Source organism: Testudinibacter sp. 'clade 2' (assembly GCF_006227735.1).
Taxonomy (GTDB): Bacteria; Pseudomonadota; Gammaproteobacteria; order Enterobacterales; family Pasteurellaceae; genus Chelonobacter.
The window spans coordinates 1-16,020 of the sequence record NZ_VDHB01000099.1 but is presented as its reverse complement, the minus strand read 5'-3'; the positions used below and the strand labels follow the sequence as shown (position 1 = coordinate 16,020).

Sequence of the window (16,020 nt, the reverse complement as noted above, 5' to 3'; positions counted from 1 at the left end):
ATGCTATCTATTTTATTCATTCTGCCGTCTAGATATATCGAGGCTATTAACTCACCGTTTTGAATGTATTCGAGGAGATCATGCTCTGATACGTTTATATTATAATTTCCAGCAATGTATTTTACGGCGTCACTGATTGAATAGGCTTTTTTGGGTAAAACTTTTTGCGCTGTCATAACGCCCCTTTCGCATTTATCCTTAAGAGTGGAAACACGCCAACAAGATAAGGTTTCTTGCTTTCGGGAGCTACCCTAGGCGTGCTTGATTGGGTTATTTGATCGTAATACTGATATTAATCTTTTGTTCTTCGCCACCAGCAGCCGGAATAAACGTTGCTGTGCCGGTTGCTTTGAGCAGTGGCTCAGGCTCTTTCTTCAGTTGTGCTTGGCGATAGCTTTCCATTTTCTGTTGAGCTAATAGCGATCTCTGTGTTTCTTTTTCTAGCTTCGCTTTCCACTCTAAATCTCTGAGCTGTGCTTTACGTTTTTCATTGTGAAGTTGAAATAGTACCGCAACAATAACAAAAGCCGCCCAGATTAATATAAACTTCCAAAAAACAAATACAAATAAGAATGCAATGAAAATAATGATAGGGACAAAATAAAGAAAAAAACCTAATTTAATAAGCGCATCTAAAATGAACATCTTTACCCCCTATCACCGTTAATCATACTTAAAAAGTATCAAGAATAGCGGGGTATTTCAATTATTTTATGACTTTTTTAATTTCATTTTCTACTGTGCGCTTTACCGTTTCAAGTGCGGCGGATGCTCTATCCTCACCTTTTTTCATAAAATGGCGTCCTCGCATGTTGACCGTCCCACGATCTACCATATACCAATAATACGGATCGTTAAGATATACTTTTATAGGTCCGGTTCTTAGCCTACCTTTAGCGTCTCTTCTATTTCTTTTTCGAGAAATAACGGATGAAGTTTTGTTTTTATCACTAATAAAAATCTTCGTTTTACCACTATTCCCGCTTCGGGCAATTGTCGTTTCATGACGAACACTCTTTTTTAATGTGCCAGATTTTCTAAATCGGGTGCTACTTGCTAAAACGGGTACATGCGGCTTGATTGCATTTTTTAACTCTTTAGCTCCCGCATTTAACCCCCTGCGTATTGCGGTTTTTTGATGATTGACTACCTTTTTTTCTAGCGCATTTGTTGCTTTTTTTAATTCACTCAAGCCTGTAATTTTTACCGTTATTCCCATGATTTTCCCCTATGGATAAAAGGCGGGGAATGCCCGCCAGTGTGATTATTCGTCGTCTTCGTCGCTGTCTTCGTCATTGCGGTAAAAGCTGATCGCATATTGCAACACGGCGTTACGATATACGCTGTTATCGTCATCGGTGCTGTATTGAATGCTTTCAAGACTGCTTGATTCCAAAAGGTCAAGGGCGGGCAATTTGCGGATATGTTGGATCACCTTTTCCGCCAAATCGTCTAAGTGTTCTTCCGCCACCACCGCCGGCACATACAAAGAAACGTTTAATTTCCCACTCCAGTAACTGCCGCATAAATCGTCACTATCGGTTTGTAATTCGTCAATGTAAACCGACAACGCCGGAAATTCGGCTTCATTCAAAACCAGTAAATGCCCGTTGTGGTAAAATCGGATTTCGGGAAAATGTCCGCTCAGGTGTGAAAAAACGTGATTACGGATTGCTTTAGCTTGTTGCATTGTGTTACTCCTTGCTTGGTTATAAATCTATGCCGTTGAAATTATCAAGGGCGGTTTTGTGCGATTCGCTCATTTCAAAAGCAATATCGCCATATTCCAGTTGATAGGTGCCGAACGCCATTAAAAAGGCAATCGCTGGGTCAATCTTGTTAGCCGATTTCTTTTTGTTGGGCTTGATGTTGGCGTTGGCGTCGGTTTCCATCACCACATTAGACAGCGCCCATGTTAAAACCGGATCGCCGTTGTGTTCGATGACCTGCCGATTAATCAGCACTTCCGCCGATTTCGCCACTGGACTGAAGCGTTGATACGTTTGCGGGAATGGCTCTACTTCAAGCCCTGCGCCTTGTAATTGGGTTCTGAGGTGCGTGGCGTTCCAGACGTCAAAGCCAATCGTATTGATGCCAAAACGTTCTGCGTCTTTTAAAATGTCATCTCGAATCGTGTCATAGTCAATACAATCGCCCTCGGTAGTGCGTAACCAACCTTGGCGCACCCATTGCCGATAGATAGCCCGGTTCTTGTTGGCCACGTTGTTCAGCTGAAATTCGGGGATGTAGTGCCGGGCATATAGCCGCACTTTGTTACCGTGCGGAAAGGCATAACATACGCTGGTTAAATCGTTGGTGCTGGATAAATCCAAGCCCATATAGCATTCTTTGAGGTGTAAATCGTCCTCGCTGTAATCTCGTTGACAAGCAGCCCAGTTGCCATCACCTAGCCACGGTGTCGAGCCTTGGCACCACACATTAAAGCGTTTTGTCAGCATTTCCACCCATTCCGACGGTATGCCGCGCGCTTTCTTGATGGTGTTTTCAAAGTCTAAGTGCGGTATCGATTTGCCAATATTCGGATTAGCCTTGATCCAATTGTCTGGGTTGTCTATTTCGCTCTCTTCGTCCAGTTCAAAAATCAGCACGAATAATGAATCGTTCTGCTCGTTGCCGTCTAAAATTTGGCAGCAGTAATCATAATGTTGTTTACAGGCAGAAATCACATTGCTTCCGGCGGTGGTGATCGCAAATAGCAATCCCTCGGGGCGTGCGCCTTGCCCTAATTCCAGTGCGCTGTACACGCTGTTATCGCTGTGTAAGTGGTACTCGTCCACAATGGCTAGGCTGGGGTTTGTTCCCTCTATGGTGCTGGACTTTGCCGCCAGTGGGCGCATAAGGCTGTTGTTCTTCGGGTAGATCATTTTATGCTGCAGTATATTGACCCGTTTTTTAAGCGGTTTTGACAGTAGGCACATTTGGCGCGCGTCATCAAACACAATTCGGGCTTGGTCCCGGCTGACGGCGGCAGTGTAAATATCTTGTTGACCCGGCTCCATAATCAAAAACCAGTTAGCCAACACGGCAGCAACGGTAGATTTGGCATTTTTACGTGCTACTTGGACATAAGCAGAACGATACTTCCGCAATCCGGTATCGTTGTGTTTAAACCCAAGCAGATTCGCAAACAGAAAGATTTGCCAGTCCGACAACTCAATCGGTTGTCCTCGCAAATGTCCTTTCACATGCGGGCATAGCTTGGCAAAGGCAATAAACTTGTGAACAATGCTGTCGTCAAAGGTGTATTGCGGGTTTTTCAAATCGGCAAAATAGCGTGCAACTGCCTGTTTTATGCGTTTACACGCTATAATCGTGCCATTTTCCACCGCTTTTGCGTAGTTATGCCATTCGTTCACAATAATGTCCTATGCGCTCAAACGGTCTAATTCGTCTACTTCCTCGGTTTCGATTGGGGTTCTGCGGCGGCTGACCGGATCGAAGCCAAGTAAGGACGACATTTTGATCATGATTTTTTCTGCGTCGGCTTTGGCAGTCAGTGCCGGGTTGCGGGCTTCGGTGCCTTGGGAATTGGTGATCGAAAAGCCACGCTCTGCCAAGTCTTGGACTGCCCGGCGATAAAGAGAGTAGTTTAAGCAGTACATTTCAAGGTGAACTAAATCGGCGTCTTGAATATCGCCCCGCTCAAACAGTTGTTTGATTCGGGCTTTCCATTGCGCTTTAGCGGTATCGTCCAGATAATCCGGGGCTTTCGGGGTTTTGCGTCTCGTCATTGTGTGTCCTATATTTTCAAAAAAATCATCGTGCGTAAAAATTAGAAGGGGCGGGCGGTTCTTAAGGGAAGCCACTTTGTTTTTGAAACTCCCCCCACCCCTTGCTTACTGCTATTCAAAACGTGCTTATCAAATTAAAGTCATTCAATATCAATATGTTATTATCATTCACTTAGCGTGCTTAACTATGGCGTACGCTCCCTAACTTTCGGGAACGTTACTTCTTCGCACCAAAGCCACGATTGTCTATCACTCTGGTCTTGTAGCTGTGACAGTCACGGCATAGTGCTTGATGATTGTCGGCAGCCCAGAACAGTGGATCGGCTTGACCGTTCTCTATTGGCTTGATGTGGTCTATCACCGTTGCCGGGGTGTACTTGCCCTTGGCTAAGCACATCACACATAGCGGGTGCGCCTTGAGGTATTGCGCCCGGTACTTACTCCAACGGCTATCATAGCCACGTTGTGCGGCGGACGGGCGGTTATCCTTGGGCTTGTGTTCGTCACACCGTCCGGATTGCACCTTATTACGGCAACCGGGATAGGTACAGCGTCGTAAGGGCTGAAAGGGCATAAGCCACCACCTCAATATAAACCGGGTTCACGGTACACATTCCATAACGCACTGATTGCCATCGGTACCATGTGAAGTGCGGTATCGGTGGTTATCTCTCGATTGGCATAGAGATGACCGACATACATCAAACAGCCAATCTTGATAGACTGATTGAAGGGTACTGTCTCTGCTGTCAGACTATCGCCAAAGGTTTTGCCGATATGTGTCTGTGCCACCTCAAGGGCGGCAGCGATATAACCCTGAATCAGGCTATCATCCATATTGTGATCCAAACTTAACTGTGCCTTGGCTTCGTCTAAGCTGATTAAATTACCGGGCATAGGCTTCCCCCTCTTTACACATCAATTGAATTTCTCGGTGGCTCTCTCGGCTGTCTATTACGGAATAAATCGCCAATAGGCGATCACCGTATTTCAACCGCATTTTGTTGTTGATATTCGGCAGGTAGCGAATGCGCACCCGGATAATGTTTTCACCCATCATGTACGGACCGCTAAAGTATTCCCGCCCTTGTAACGGTTCAACGGCAGCATGAACGGTTGCCACATCTTCCCATGTGGTTGTGTGGTGTCCGTAATTGTTCGGGGTACTAATCGGGCGTTGGATGGTGACTTGCTTGTTATAGCGTCCCGCATTAATCATTCTTGCCATCATCCGCCTCTTTTTTGCTGCTGCCTTTTTTCACTTCAACGGTCTGCTTCCATGCTTGGCTAAATTCCTCGCCACCCGCATACGGGGTTAAACCCTCTTTGCGGCGGACTTCATTCGGGCACATCACCCCGGATTTAATCGCCACGTCGTAACTATTGAAGCGGTCATTCTGACTGGTGCGCAATAAATCGCTGGTATCAAACTCAATCAGATAGCGTGGGGAAGTGCGGTTTAAATCCACCATTAAGGCGTCTTTTAACTGCTGTTCAAAATTTGTCAGCCACGGGCGCAAGGTTTGTGATAAGAATGCCCGGCTCGCTTCACTGAAATTGCTGTAGCTGCTGTTGGAATAGTCCTGTAAAAAAATCGGGCTGATATTGAAAATTCGGGCAATATCGCTGATGGTAAACGTGCGGCTCTGTAACCACTCGGCATCTTGGTTGGTCATGCCAAGCTGTTTATAGTCCATTGAACCCTCAAGTACCGGCGTTTTCCCCGCATTGGCGGCACCACGGTAGCGATCAAGCGATTTTAATGTTTTTTCACCCTTAACCCCGTCCAGCCATTCCGCTGTTGTGATAATCCCGCTTGGCATTAAACCGTTTTTCATCACTGCCGAACCGTGGCGTTGCTGTGCTAATCCTAGCCCTATCGTTTCCCGGCAAATCGTAATCGGGGAACGCCCGATAAAGCCGTCATCGGACGAATGGCGCAAGTGTAAAATCTCGTCCTGTAGATAGGTTTTAACTTTACCGCTTAAATCGGTGATTTGATAAATATAGCTGCCGTCCAGCTTGCGCTGAATATTAACCGCACTTGGGGGATAGGGCGTTAAGGATAACGGCTCGCCGCTTTTATCCCACTCAATCACCGCATAGGCATTCCCATTTAACAGGCAATGCCTCATCATCGTGTATTTGAATTGATACGGTGTTTGATTGCGGTTTGGCATTTCATTCAGCAAGAAATCTACCGGACTGTTAAATACCCGCTCCCGCCCGTCTTTTTCCAAGCGATACAGATAACAGGGCATAGCCGCCACCGCTTCACTGATCACCGTGACCGCATTCAACACGGCGGGCAAGGCTTCAGCCGTGGACGGACTAACAAATTCCCCTGCGCCGGTATTACTTGCCCCTAGGTAAGATAAATACTCATCAACGGTGAAAGCATTGCGTTGTTCTGTTTTGCGTTTGAATGGCCACATCTCACACCCCCGCCAACTCAGCCCAACGGCTTAATAGTGCGGTTGGGTTATGTTGTTTTCGGGCTTCTGCCATTGAGCGTTTAGCGATCTGAACACTGCTTTCCGGATAGGCCGGAATGCTGGTGATGGTGATTTCCACCAACTCGGCACGGTTTACCGTGCGCAAAATCGGCTCTTGTTCAAAATCCCATGAATCGCTTAAAGTGCGAAAACCAAATGACATACCGGAAATATCGCCACGCTCAACCGATACCAATAAATCACGCCCTAATGTGGTGTCAGGTGGCACCAGCTCAAAGCGTAAGCCGATATTATCCTCTACCAGTGATAACGTGCCGGCGGTGGTTCTGCCCAGTAATTTAGTGTGGTCGTGTTCAAACAACGCTCGTACATCTTGCCCCTCGGCTAACGATTCCGCAAACGCATTGGGGGCAAACTGCTCGACAAAATCCCATAGCGGTTTAGACTGGCTGTTCCAACGCACCACATAGCCGATTAATTTTTGATGATCACAACTGATTTCTGATGACCGGATTTCAAATTCTTTCATACTATCCCTACTGATAAAAAAGGGGACTTGCCGCCCCCTGATTCCCTTGGCTTATGCCTTGGTTTCAATAAATTTGATGGCGTTGGAATCCACCACACCACCACCCAAATATTTATCGGTATGGACTTTATAAAAGCCCGGTTCGGTAATATTATCCGGACGGGTGCGAACGCCGGTGGCGTGGTCAATAATGTAGTAACCCCGATTGAAGTCACCTAGTGCGATCACGGCTTTACCTGCACCGCCTGTCGGCATGGTTTCCAAATAGTGAACAGGCAAGCCTAACAGCGTAGCGGGCGCACCGGCAGTCAACCCATCACGCCAGATATAATCACCGTTACCGTTTTTCAGTTTTTGCAACTGAGCCGCAATGGCTGAACTCATCACCCACACCGCATTTTTGCGATATTTACTGTGTAAGGTGTAGAACAAGTCAATCAAGCTATCGGCGGTAATACCTGCAGCATTTGCCACTTCCAATTTTTGAAGGGTGCCAAAAGCACGAGTTTTGTCGGCAGTAGCCGTACGGGCATAGGTTAATAACCCTTTGGCTTTCTTCGTGCCGTCACCACTGGTTAAGTCTGATTCTTCGGTTTCGGTAAAGGTTTCGCTGATTTCTTCTGAAAGCCAATCCAAAATATCAATCGAGCTAAAATCCAGAATTTCCTGAGTGGTTTTCGGATAGGCATAAATCGCATTAAGTGCAATGGTCACCTCGTTCAATTTTGCCGTATTGGTTTCAGTGCGGGCGGTTCCTTCGGTGCCGTGTTGAACAGTGGCACCACCGGCAGAGACTAATTTTTTGAACTCTTTCGCCCCAACGGGCAAGCGCACCACATGACAGATTTGACGCATAACACTGTCATCTGTCAAGCGGGTCATCACTTGCTTATCCAGCTGCGGAATTACCGTATAGCCACCGTCATCATTGGCGGTAGTGGATAAGGAACGTAACTCACCCGTTTTAATGTAGTGGCGTAGTTCATCATTGCTAAACTGCACTGTTTTAGTCTCCACCGGTTGCCCGCCTTGGCTGCGCTCTTCATCGGCTAACGATTCGTAACGCTCAATATCAGTTTTTAGGGTGGCGGCTTGAGAACGTAGTTCATCAAAGGTTTTTGCTTCTGCCTCTGACAAGTTGCGGTTCTCGGTTTCGGCTTGGGTCAGCAAATTGCGCATATCCTCCGCCAGTTTCGCCTTTTGTTGGCGTAATTCGAGAAGTTTTTTAAACATGTGATTAATCCCTTGAAAGTTATCTTAATTAAGACGGCTACAAGTAGCCCATATCATAAGATAAACACTTCTAAGGCGTTGTAAATAGAGGGTTTTTAAAGCGATAGGGTGCGAAAGGATACGAACAAGGAATTTACAAAAGGATTTTCTAATAATCGAATTTTTTCATGAATTGGGCGTTTTTCTCGATCTTACTTGTGCCAAGGAATGAAATTGATAAACCTACTTTTATCCCCTTACCTATTCTTTATCTATTTATTCATCTACTTATATTTTTTCTTTAGAAATCAAAAAAATAAATATATATAAGAGTAAATAAATAGATAAGTAGATAAAAACATAAAAGTTTAAAAAAATAATACTATTATATAAAAAGCCAACAGGAAAGGCTGGCTAGTGTTCTCTTGGCTTAAGCATTGACAACTTGAAGATGAAACCTTGGTATAGCGTTTTGTGCGGCTTGTTCAACATAATCACCCCACCACTGCAGCATATCAAAACGATGTGGCAGATATTCGGCTCTCAAGTAAGCCATGCGCACATCATCATTGTTGATATGTGATAGTGCCACCTCGATCAAATCTTTATCAAAGCGGCGTAAACCGTCGGGTGTTCTGGCTTCGTTTAATGCGGTGCTGGCTATGGCTCGCATTCCATGTGCCACCAGCTTACCATGATAACCAATTCTTTTAATGGCAGCGTTAGCAGTTTGTGGATCTATATGACTTGACGGGTTTTTAATACCAGGGAATAAATACGTTTTGCCACCGCTGAGCTTTTTAACTTCGTGAAGAACGGCGATAGCCTGCCTTGATAGCGTAACTTTATGCTCTCGTCCCTCGTCAGTCGTTTTTAAACCTTTTTGAATGTAGATAGTCCATATTCTTTCTTTCTCGTTTATATCGCTGTAGCGTGCTGTGGCGGCTTCTGCTGGGCGTGTCATGGTCAATAGTTGCCATTGAATCAAAAGCCGTGTAGTGAGCGTTAAATTCGCATTTGAGAGGGCTGTCAAAAATTCGCCCAATTGTTCCGGTTGGATTGCTTTCATGTGGGTAACGGTTGGGCTATCGAACTCTTTTCCAATATTGGCAATTGGATTACTCTCAATAATTCCCCGGTGTAGGGCGTAAGTCATGATTTCATTCATTTTTTGAATTGCCCGCTTTAAGGTTTCCAGCGTTCCTCTGATCTGTAATGGCTTAAACGCATTGATGGCCATAAGTGCGGTAATTTGTGTTATTGGCAATTCGCCAAAGTGCGGGATGATATGGCGTTCGATCATGCTCCAGGTGTCAGCAGCTGTTTTCTCTGAAAAGCGGGCACGGGTTTTGCGTTCTTCAAACCATGCCGCTGCAATTTTGGCAAAGGTATTATTATCCGCCTGTTGCTGCCGTTCGGTTTCTTGTTGTTGGTAGAGTTGTGGATCGATATTTTGAGCTAGTAAAGCCTGAATTTCTTTCCGCTTCATGCGTGCTTGAGCCAAAGAAACGGCCGGGTAACTGCCAATAAAAATATTGGTGCGTGTTGCGCTGTTTGGTTTTGTATATTTTAGCCGCCATGATTTGCCACCGCTTGGCGAAATTCTCATATACAATCCACCACCATCAGTTCGTGAATCATAGGCTGTATTTTTGGCTTTTAATTTCTCGATTTCAGTATTAGTTAAAGGCTTCGTTATCTTAGGCATATTGCGGTTTCCAGCGTTTTTTGTACTCTCAACTTTTTGGCATTTTAGCAGAGAGTACAAAAGAGAGTACAAAAAAGTCCGATTTAAGACGAAAAGAAACGGTAAGCTACGAACAAGAAAAAAGCCTAGAGGCTTGTATTCTCTAGGCTTTCCGATAAGTTACGAACAGTAACGATATGTTTTTTGGTGGAGCTGGCGGGAGTTGAACCCGCGTCCGAAATTACTCTACCTTCAGTCCTACATGTTTAGTCAGTCTTTGATTTCACTTACCCACTGCGGACAGACACGCGACAGATAAGCTAGCTTGATTCAATTTAACGTTTCGATCCGCAAGCGGAGGCGTCCACGCGATCTCGTTTGGGTTTGACTCCTCTTGATCCCCGCCTTACGAGCGGAAGCTGGGGAGAGAAGGCTAAGAGCAGGTTATTAAGCTGCTAAAGCGTAGTTTTCGTCGTTTGCGACTATTGTTTTGCGGTTTGTTTACGAGGCCTACCGCACCTCGACATGCACCTTGGGCTTCGCCAATCCCGTCGAATCCAGAATCAGCCCCAAATAGGTTTGTTATATTAGCAAAAAATAGCGTCAAACAAAAGGATTATCCTTTTTTATCTTTAGTCGTCATTTTTGAAGAATAACAAAGTGGAAGCGTGAAAATTAGGAAAGGATTGCAAATAGTTCGCTCACTGTTCGAAAAATAAGCAGTTGAACTTTTTTGTTTTATGACAGTTATATGACAAAAATAAAAAAATATTATATTTCATAATGATAATAAATTAATAATAGTTTCATAGCTATTTATTTTGTCACTTTTTAGATGAAAAAAACAGCTTGATCGAGCAAATTTTTGATCTATATTTGTGCACAAGTTGTGGGATGGGCATATCAGAAAACGGTTTGTTCAATTAGTTTTGCCGATAAAGATTTCAAATTTTATTTAAGGAGACATTATGAAAGCTATTAAAAATAAATTGGTTCGTACTTCGCTGTTCACTCTGATGGGTTCTGCGATGGTTTTGTCTGCCGGAGTAGCAAGTGCGGTTGACATTACCGGCGCTGGTGCTTCTTTCCCGGCTCCGGTTTATGCCAAATGGGCGGACACTTACCAAAAAGAGACTAAAAATCGCGTTAACTATCAAAGTATCGGTTCTTCCGGCGGTAAAAAACAAATTATTGCTAAAACCGTTGATTTCGGGGCGACTGATGCGCCGATGAAAGATGATGAGTTGGCGAAAGAAAACTTGTTCCAATTCCCTACGGTGATTGGCGGTGTGGTTTTGGCAGTGCACTTGGACGATGTTAAGAGCGGTGAGTTGGTGTTAGACGGAGAAACTGTTGCTAATATCTATTTGGGCAAAGTTAAAAAATGGAATGATGAAGCCATCAAAAAGCTGAACCCTAATTTGAATTTGCCGAATAAAGACATCGCCGTGATTCGCCGTGCCGATGGCTCGGGAACAACGTTTGTGTTCACCAGCTATCTGTCAAAAGTCAGTGCCGAGTGGAAAGAGAAAGTCGGTGCCGGTTCAACAGTACAGTGGGCGCCGGGTTCTTTTGGCGGCAAGGGTAACGAAGGGGTTTCCGCTTCAATCCAACAACTTGATGGTGCAATCGGTTATGTCGAATACGCCTATGCCAAACAAAATAATTTGCCGTATGCCAGCTTAGTGTCTGCCGACGGTGAAGTGGTCAGACCGAGTTCAGATAGCTTCAGCAATGCTGCTGCCGGTGCCGACTGGAGTCACTCTTTCGCACAAGACTTGACTCAACAAAAAGGCGCAAACGCGTGGCCAATCACCTCAACTACGTTTATTTTGCTAGAAAAACAGCCGGGTAGTGCTGAAAGAGCGGCTGAAACCTTGAAATTTTTCGAATGGGCATTAGACAAAGGCGGTGATGAAGCCCTTGCGTTAGATTATGCGGTGTTGCCGACCTCAGTGGTTGACACGATTAAATCAGCTTGGAAAGCCAATATTGTTGGCAAAGACGGCAAAGCGCTTTACTAAATGGTGTTAATGGAACGGTGTGTTAGCGCACACTGTTCTATTGTCTAAAAATGGACTTATAAAGGACGTTATATGTCAAATAAATCCGCAACAGTAATATCACCCGGTAAGAAAGGTGATATTTTTTTTGAATCACTGGTCAGATTTTCCACTTATCTGACGTTGTTGATTCTGGGCGGGATCATTCTTTCGCTGATTATTTCTTCCCTGCCAGCAATCAAAGAGTTCGGTTTCTCTTTCTTGTGGTCAAAAGAGTGGAATCCGCCGATGGATCAATATGGGGCGTTGGTGCCGATTTACGGTACTTTAGTCACCTCATTAATTGCTTTGATTATTGCGGTACCGGCCAGTTTCGGCATTGCTTTCTTCCTGACCGAATTGGCGCCAATGTGGCTGCGTCGTCCGTTGGGAACTGCAATCGAATTGTTGGCGGCAGTGCCAAGTATTGTTTATGGCATGTGGGGCTTTTTTATTTTTGCGCCGCTGTTTGCTAAATATTTTCAGCGTCCGCTGGGCGAAGTGGTGTCGGGCTTTCCGATTATCGGTTCGCTGTTCTCCGGCCCGAGCTTCGGCATCGGGATTCTCGCTGCCGGGATTATTCTGGCGATTATGATCATTCCTTATATCGCTTCGGTTATGCGTGATGTGTTTGAACAGACCCCGGCACTGATGAAAGAGTCGGCTTACGGGGTCGGTTGCACCACTTGGGAAGTGGTGTGGCGCATTGTGTTACCTTATACCAAAAGCGGTGTAGTCGGTGCAATTATGCTGGGTTTGGGGCGTGCCTTGGGCGAAACGATGGCGGTCACTTTTGTGATCGGCAATGCCTATCAGCTCGACAGTTTGTCGCTGTATATGCCGAGTAACAGTATCACCTCTGCGATTGCCAATGAATTTGCCGAAGCGGAATCGGATATGCACATTTCGGCGTTGATGGAGTTGGGCTTAATCCTGTTTGCGATTACCTTAGTCGTGTTGATTATCTCCAAATTATTGGTGCGTCGCTTATCTAAAAATGAGGGAGCCAAATAATGGGCATCACAAATAATCAGTATGAAAAAGTCAAAGTGCGGTTACAAAACAAACGCCGGATTATCAACAATATTGCAATTGGGATTGCGATGTTGGCAATGGTGTTCGGCTTAATCTGGCTGGTCTGGATTTTGTTTACCACCTTGCAAAAAGGGATGGCAGGGCTTTCTCTTGCTACTTTTCTCGAAATGACACCTGCGCCGAATGCCGAAGTCGGCGGTCTGGCGAATGCGATTATGGGCAGCTTGATGATGGTGGTGTTTGCTACTTTTATCGGCACACCGTTGGGGATTTTGGTTGGGATTTATCTTTCCGAATACGGTAAAAAATCATTGTTGGCGGAAGTGATGCGGTTTGTTAATGATATTTTGCTGTCGGCGCCGTCGATTGTGATTGGATTGTTCGTATATGTACTGCTGGTAGCGCCGTTCGGCAATTTTTCCGGCTGGGCGGGTGTGGTGGCGTTGGCGCTGTTGCAGGTGCCGATTGTGATCCGTACCACCGAAAATATGCTGAATTTGATCCCGAACGGCTTACGTGAAGCGGCTTATGCTTTGGGAACACCGAAATGGAAAATGATCCTGTCGATCACCTTGCGTGCTTCAACTGCCGGCGTCATCACCGGTGTGCTGTTGAGTGTTGCCCGAATAGCCGGTGAAACCGCGCCTTTGATGTTTACCGCACTGTCCAACCAATTCTGGAGTTTGGATATGAGTAAACCGATGGCGAGCTTGCCGATGACAATCTATAAATTTGCCTCCAGCCCCTTCACCAACTGGCAAGAGCTGGCGTGGACCGGGGTGTTGATCATCACCTTTGCGGTGTTGCTGCTGAACGTGCTGGCGCGTGTTGTGTTTAAAAATAGAGAAAAGAAATAAGGAATAAGCGATGGGAATTATTAATTTAAATAAGAGCGAACCGGGTAAAAAAATTCTCGAGGTCAAAGACTTAAACTTCTACTATAGCGATTTTCATGCGCTAAAAAATATCAATTTGGATATTGAAGCCAATAAAGTGACGGCGTTTATCGGACCGTCCGGGTGTGGCAAATCCACCTTGCTGCGAACGTTTAACAAAATGTACGCCTTATATCCGGAGCAACGGGCAGAAGGGCAAATTTTGTTGGACGGCGAAGACATCATCGGCAGCAAAAAAGATATTTCGCTGCTGCGTGCCAAAGTCGGCATGGTGTTCCAAAAGCCGACCCCGTTTCCGATGTCGATTTATGATAATATTGCCTTCGGAGTACGTTTATTCGAAAAATTGTCGAAGCCTGAAATGGATGAGCGGGTAGAGTGGGCGCTGAGCAAAGCCGCACTTTGGAACGAAACCAAAGACAAACTGCATAAGAGCGGTTACAGCTTGTCGGGCGGACAACAGCAGCGACTTTGCATTGCGCGTGGTATTGCGATAAAACCGGAAGTGCTACTGTTGGACGAACCTTGCTCGGCGTTGGATCCGATTTCGACCGGCATGATCGAAGATTTGATTTTGGAGCTAAAGAAAGATTACACGGTGGTGATCGTCACCCACAATATGCAGCAGGCGGCACGTTGTTCGGATTATACAGTGTTTATGTATTTGGGTGATATTATCGAACACGGCGAAACAGAGATAATGTTTAATCGACCAAGAGACAGCAGAACCGCAGATTACATTACCGGACGTTTCGGTTAACCGCCTCGCGGTGACAGCAATATCGTTTAAAAGGAGAACAGCATGACACTTAATGAAAAACAACATATCGTCAGACAATATGACAAGGATCTCAACCACTTATTATCGCTATTGTTGACCATGGGAAGCTTAGTACAGAACCAATTGCACGATGCCCTCAAAGTGATCCGAGGCAGTGATGAGATCAATGCGCGTGATGTGGTCGCGGCGGACGAACAGGTCAATGCGCTGGAAGTGGCGGTTGACGAGGCTTGTGTGACCTTGATTGCCCGTCGCCAGCCACTCGCCGATGACTTGCGCTTTATCATCACCATTTTAAAAGTCGCTGCGGAATTGGAGCGGATCGGTGATTCGGTGGATAAAATGAGCCAGACCGCACTTCACGATGATATTACGATTGAAAAAACCTTGCTGGATAAAATTGATGTGATGGCGCAAGACGCAATTGCGATGCTGCACGATACGCTGCGTGCCTTTTCCAGTATGAGTTTGGACGAAGCCAAAAGCGTTTATGCACGTGATATCAAAATTGATGAACGTTATAAAGAGATTACACTGGATGCGAAAGCCGGTATGAAAAAGCGCCCTGAAAGTGTTGATAGTCTGCTGACGGCAATTTTGACCGCACGGGCGATTGAACGGATTGGTGACCGCTGCCAAAATATTTGTGAATTTATCTATTATTATCTCAAAGGGAAAGATATTCGTGATGTGGCGGAAACGGTTTTTTAATACCAGCTTGGATTAACAGTATTTTAGGCAAGTGGCGCTTATGGTGATTTAACGTTGCTTGCTTTTTTGTCTGCCTTTTTCTCCGCTTTTTTTTTCCGAGATTGCCAACCCCAATAAGATCAACACAATGCCCGCAATGGAAAAATAGCTTAATTGCTCGTCCAAAATCCAGACGGCGCTGATCACCGTCACCACCGGCGCCAGATAGATATACAGGCTGGTTTTCACCGTGCCGAGCACCTTGACCGCATAATTCCAACTGACAAAACAGATTGCCGAAGCACCAAAGCCGAGAAACAGCAGATTAAACAGATTTTGTGGTTTTAAGATCAGACTAAAATCCAACTTAAACGGCATCAAACAGGTCAGTGGCAGCATAAACAGCAAGCCGTAAAGAAAAGCGCGACGGGTAGTTTGCAAAGTGCGGTAGCCGAATTCACTGATTTTTTTCATTAGGGTCGAGTAAATTGCCCAAACCAGCGCTGCCAGCAATGCCAGAAAATCTCCTAACGGATTAATTTCAGACTGCTGACAAACCCCACTAATTTTTATGGTTAGTGGGTTTTATTTTGGGCGTAGCGGGTCAAAACACTTTTTTAGATTAGATGAAGCTTATATGGCTTAGAATCTGCGTTTAATAAAGCTATTTTTCCTAAAATAAAGCGCAGCAATGCCCATACCCGTAGAGCAATTTTCTTGATATTTTGTGCCATCGCGGCTAAGAAGCATTGGATTTGCACTTTAGTGACCCCACGAAAGCGGGCGTAGCGGTGATTGTGGTGTTGTTTCGCATCAGCAAAACTCCGTTCAACCGTTTCAGCCCTGCGTTTGTAAAATACTTTGCCTTGCTCGCTTAATCGCCTTGTGTTGGCTCTGTCTATGGCATCGGCATAGAGATGCCGAGTAATGACTTTTGCCC

Annotated in this window: 19 protein-coding genes and 1 other RNA gene; 5 read left to right on the top strand and 15 right to left on the bottom strand. The window is 45.4% G+C overall.

The features are described 5' to 3' along the window. Positions 1 to 270: 270 nt before the first annotated feature. From FHQ30_RS08565 to ssrA, 13 genes are all read right to left on the bottom strand, one after another. Entirely contained in the window at positions 271 to 645 is a 375-nt protein-coding gene (locus FHQ30_RS08565) for a hypothetical protein (RefSeq protein WP_139612206.1), read from the bottom strand. Positions 646 to 706: 61 nt separating this feature from the next. After that, complete coding sequence (locus tag FHQ30_RS08560) at positions 707 to 1,219, bottom strand: hypothetical protein (RefSeq protein WP_267963878.1); 513 nt, start codon at positions 1,217 to 1,219, stop codon at positions 707 to 709. A gap of 45 nt (positions 1,220 to 1,264) precedes the next feature. Further along, the gene (gene gpU, locus FHQ30_RS08555; protein ID WP_139612207.1) at positions 1,265 to 1,690 is read right to left on the bottom strand and encodes a phage tail terminator protein; all 426 of its coding nucleotides are present in this window, start codon (positions 1,688 to 1,690) and stop codon (positions 1,265 to 1,267) included. A gap of 19 nt (positions 1,691 to 1,709) precedes the next feature. Beyond that, complete coding sequence (locus tag FHQ30_RS08550) at positions 1,710 to 3,377, bottom strand: terminase large subunit (RefSeq protein WP_139612208.1); 1,668 nt, start codon at positions 3,375 to 3,377, stop codon at positions 1,710 to 1,712. A gap of 9 nt (positions 3,378 to 3,386) precedes the next feature. Then, positions 3,387 to 3,752, bottom strand: a complete 366-nt coding sequence (locus tag FHQ30_RS08545) for a phage terminase small subunit P27 family (protein ID WP_139612209.1) — start codon at positions 3,750 to 3,752, stop codon at positions 3,387 to 3,389. 217 nt (positions 3,753 to 3,969) lie between these two features. After that, the gene (locus FHQ30_RS08540; protein ID WP_139612210.1) at positions 3,970 to 4,326 is read right to left on the bottom strand and encodes an HNH endonuclease signature motif containing protein; all 357 of its coding nucleotides are present in this window, start codon (positions 4,324 to 4,326) and stop codon (positions 3,970 to 3,972) included. Between the two features lie 11 nt (positions 4,327 to 4,337). Next, positions 4,338 to 4,649 (bottom strand): head-tail connector protein, encoded by a 312-nt coding sequence (locus tag FHQ30_RS08535; protein ID WP_139612211.1) that lies wholly within the window; start codon positions 4,647 to 4,649, stop codon positions 4,338 to 4,340. Then, positions 4,639 to 4,980 (bottom strand): phage head closure protein, encoded by a 342-nt coding sequence (locus FHQ30_RS08530; RefSeq protein WP_139612222.1) that lies wholly within the window; start codon positions 4,978 to 4,980, stop codon positions 4,639 to 4,641. The genes FHQ30_RS08535 and FHQ30_RS08530 overlap by 11 nt, the downstream gene beginning before the upstream one ends. Next, positions 4,964 to 6,187, bottom strand: a complete 1,224-nt coding sequence (locus FHQ30_RS08525) for a phage portal protein (RefSeq protein WP_139612212.1) — start codon at positions 6,185 to 6,187, stop codon at positions 4,964 to 4,966. Before FHQ30_RS08525 ends, FHQ30_RS08530 begins: the two co-directional genes overlap by 17 nt. A 1-nt stretch (position 6,188) precedes the next feature. Continuing rightward, positions 6,189 to 6,737 (bottom strand): HK97 family phage prohead protease, encoded by a 549-nt coding sequence (locus tag FHQ30_RS08520; RefSeq protein WP_139612213.1) that lies wholly within the window; start codon positions 6,735 to 6,737, stop codon positions 6,189 to 6,191. 51 nt (positions 6,738 to 6,788) lie between these two features. Beyond that, a complete protein-coding gene (locus FHQ30_RS08515; protein ID WP_139612214.1) occupies positions 6,789 to 7,970 on the bottom strand; it encodes a phage major capsid protein in 1,182 nt (393 codons plus the stop codon). A 409-nt stretch (positions 7,971 to 8,379) separates the two neighbouring features. Continuing rightward, positions 8,380 to 9,657, bottom strand: coding sequence for an integrase arm-type DNA-binding domain-containing protein (locus FHQ30_RS08510; RefSeq protein WP_139612215.1), 1,278 nt, complete (start codon positions 9,655 to 9,657; stop codon positions 8,380 to 8,382). A 184-nt stretch (positions 9,658 to 9,841) separates the two neighbouring features. After that, positions 9,842 to 10,207, bottom strand: a transfer-messenger RNA (tmRNA) gene (gene ssrA / locus FHQ30_RS08505). A 397-nt stretch (positions 10,208 to 10,604) separates the two neighbouring features. On the opposite strand from ssrA, the gene pstS reads away from it, so the two are divergent. From pstS to phoU, 5 genes are all read left to right on the top strand, one after another. Next, complete coding sequence (gene pstS / locus FHQ30_RS08500; protein ID WP_139612216.1) at positions 10,605 to 11,660, top strand: phosphate ABC transporter substrate-binding protein PstS; 1,056 nt, start codon at positions 10,605 to 10,607, stop codon at positions 11,658 to 11,660. A gap of 72 nt (positions 11,661 to 11,732) precedes the next feature. After that, positions 11,733 to 12,692, top strand: coding sequence for a phosphate ABC transporter permease PstC (gene pstC / locus FHQ30_RS08495; RefSeq protein ID WP_139612217.1), 960 nt, complete (start codon positions 11,733 to 11,735; stop codon positions 12,690 to 12,692). Then, complete coding sequence (gene pstA, locus FHQ30_RS08490; RefSeq protein ID WP_139612218.1) at positions 12,692 to 13,570, top strand: phosphate ABC transporter permease PstA; 879 nt, start codon at positions 12,692 to 12,694, stop codon at positions 13,568 to 13,570. The genes pstC and pstA overlap by 1 nt, the downstream gene beginning before the upstream one ends. A gap of 10 nt (positions 13,571 to 13,580) precedes the next feature. Then, positions 13,581 to 14,369 (top strand): phosphate ABC transporter ATP-binding protein PstB, encoded by a 789-nt coding sequence (gene pstB, locus FHQ30_RS08485; protein ID WP_139612219.1) that lies wholly within the window; start codon positions 13,581 to 13,583, stop codon positions 14,367 to 14,369. Positions 14,370 to 14,411: 42 nt separating this feature from the next. Then, the gene (phoU, locus tag FHQ30_RS08480; protein ID WP_132967083.1) at positions 14,412 to 15,101 is read left to right on the top strand and encodes a phosphate signaling complex protein PhoU; all 690 of its coding nucleotides are present in this window, start codon (positions 14,412 to 14,414) and stop codon (positions 15,099 to 15,101) included. Positions 15,102 to 15,149: 48 nt separating this feature from the next. Here phoU and FHQ30_RS08475 read toward each other — a convergent pair whose 3' ends face one another. After that, the gene (locus FHQ30_RS08475; protein WP_267963879.1) at positions 15,150 to 15,599 is read right to left on the bottom strand and encodes a DMT family transporter; all 450 of its coding nucleotides are present in this window, start codon (positions 15,597 to 15,599) and stop codon (positions 15,150 to 15,152) included. Between the two features lie 98 nt (positions 15,600 to 15,697). Continuing rightward, on the bottom strand, positions 15,698 to 16,020 hold a 323-nt coding region (locus FHQ30_RS08470; RefSeq protein WP_176552767.1), incomplete at its 5' end, for a transposase.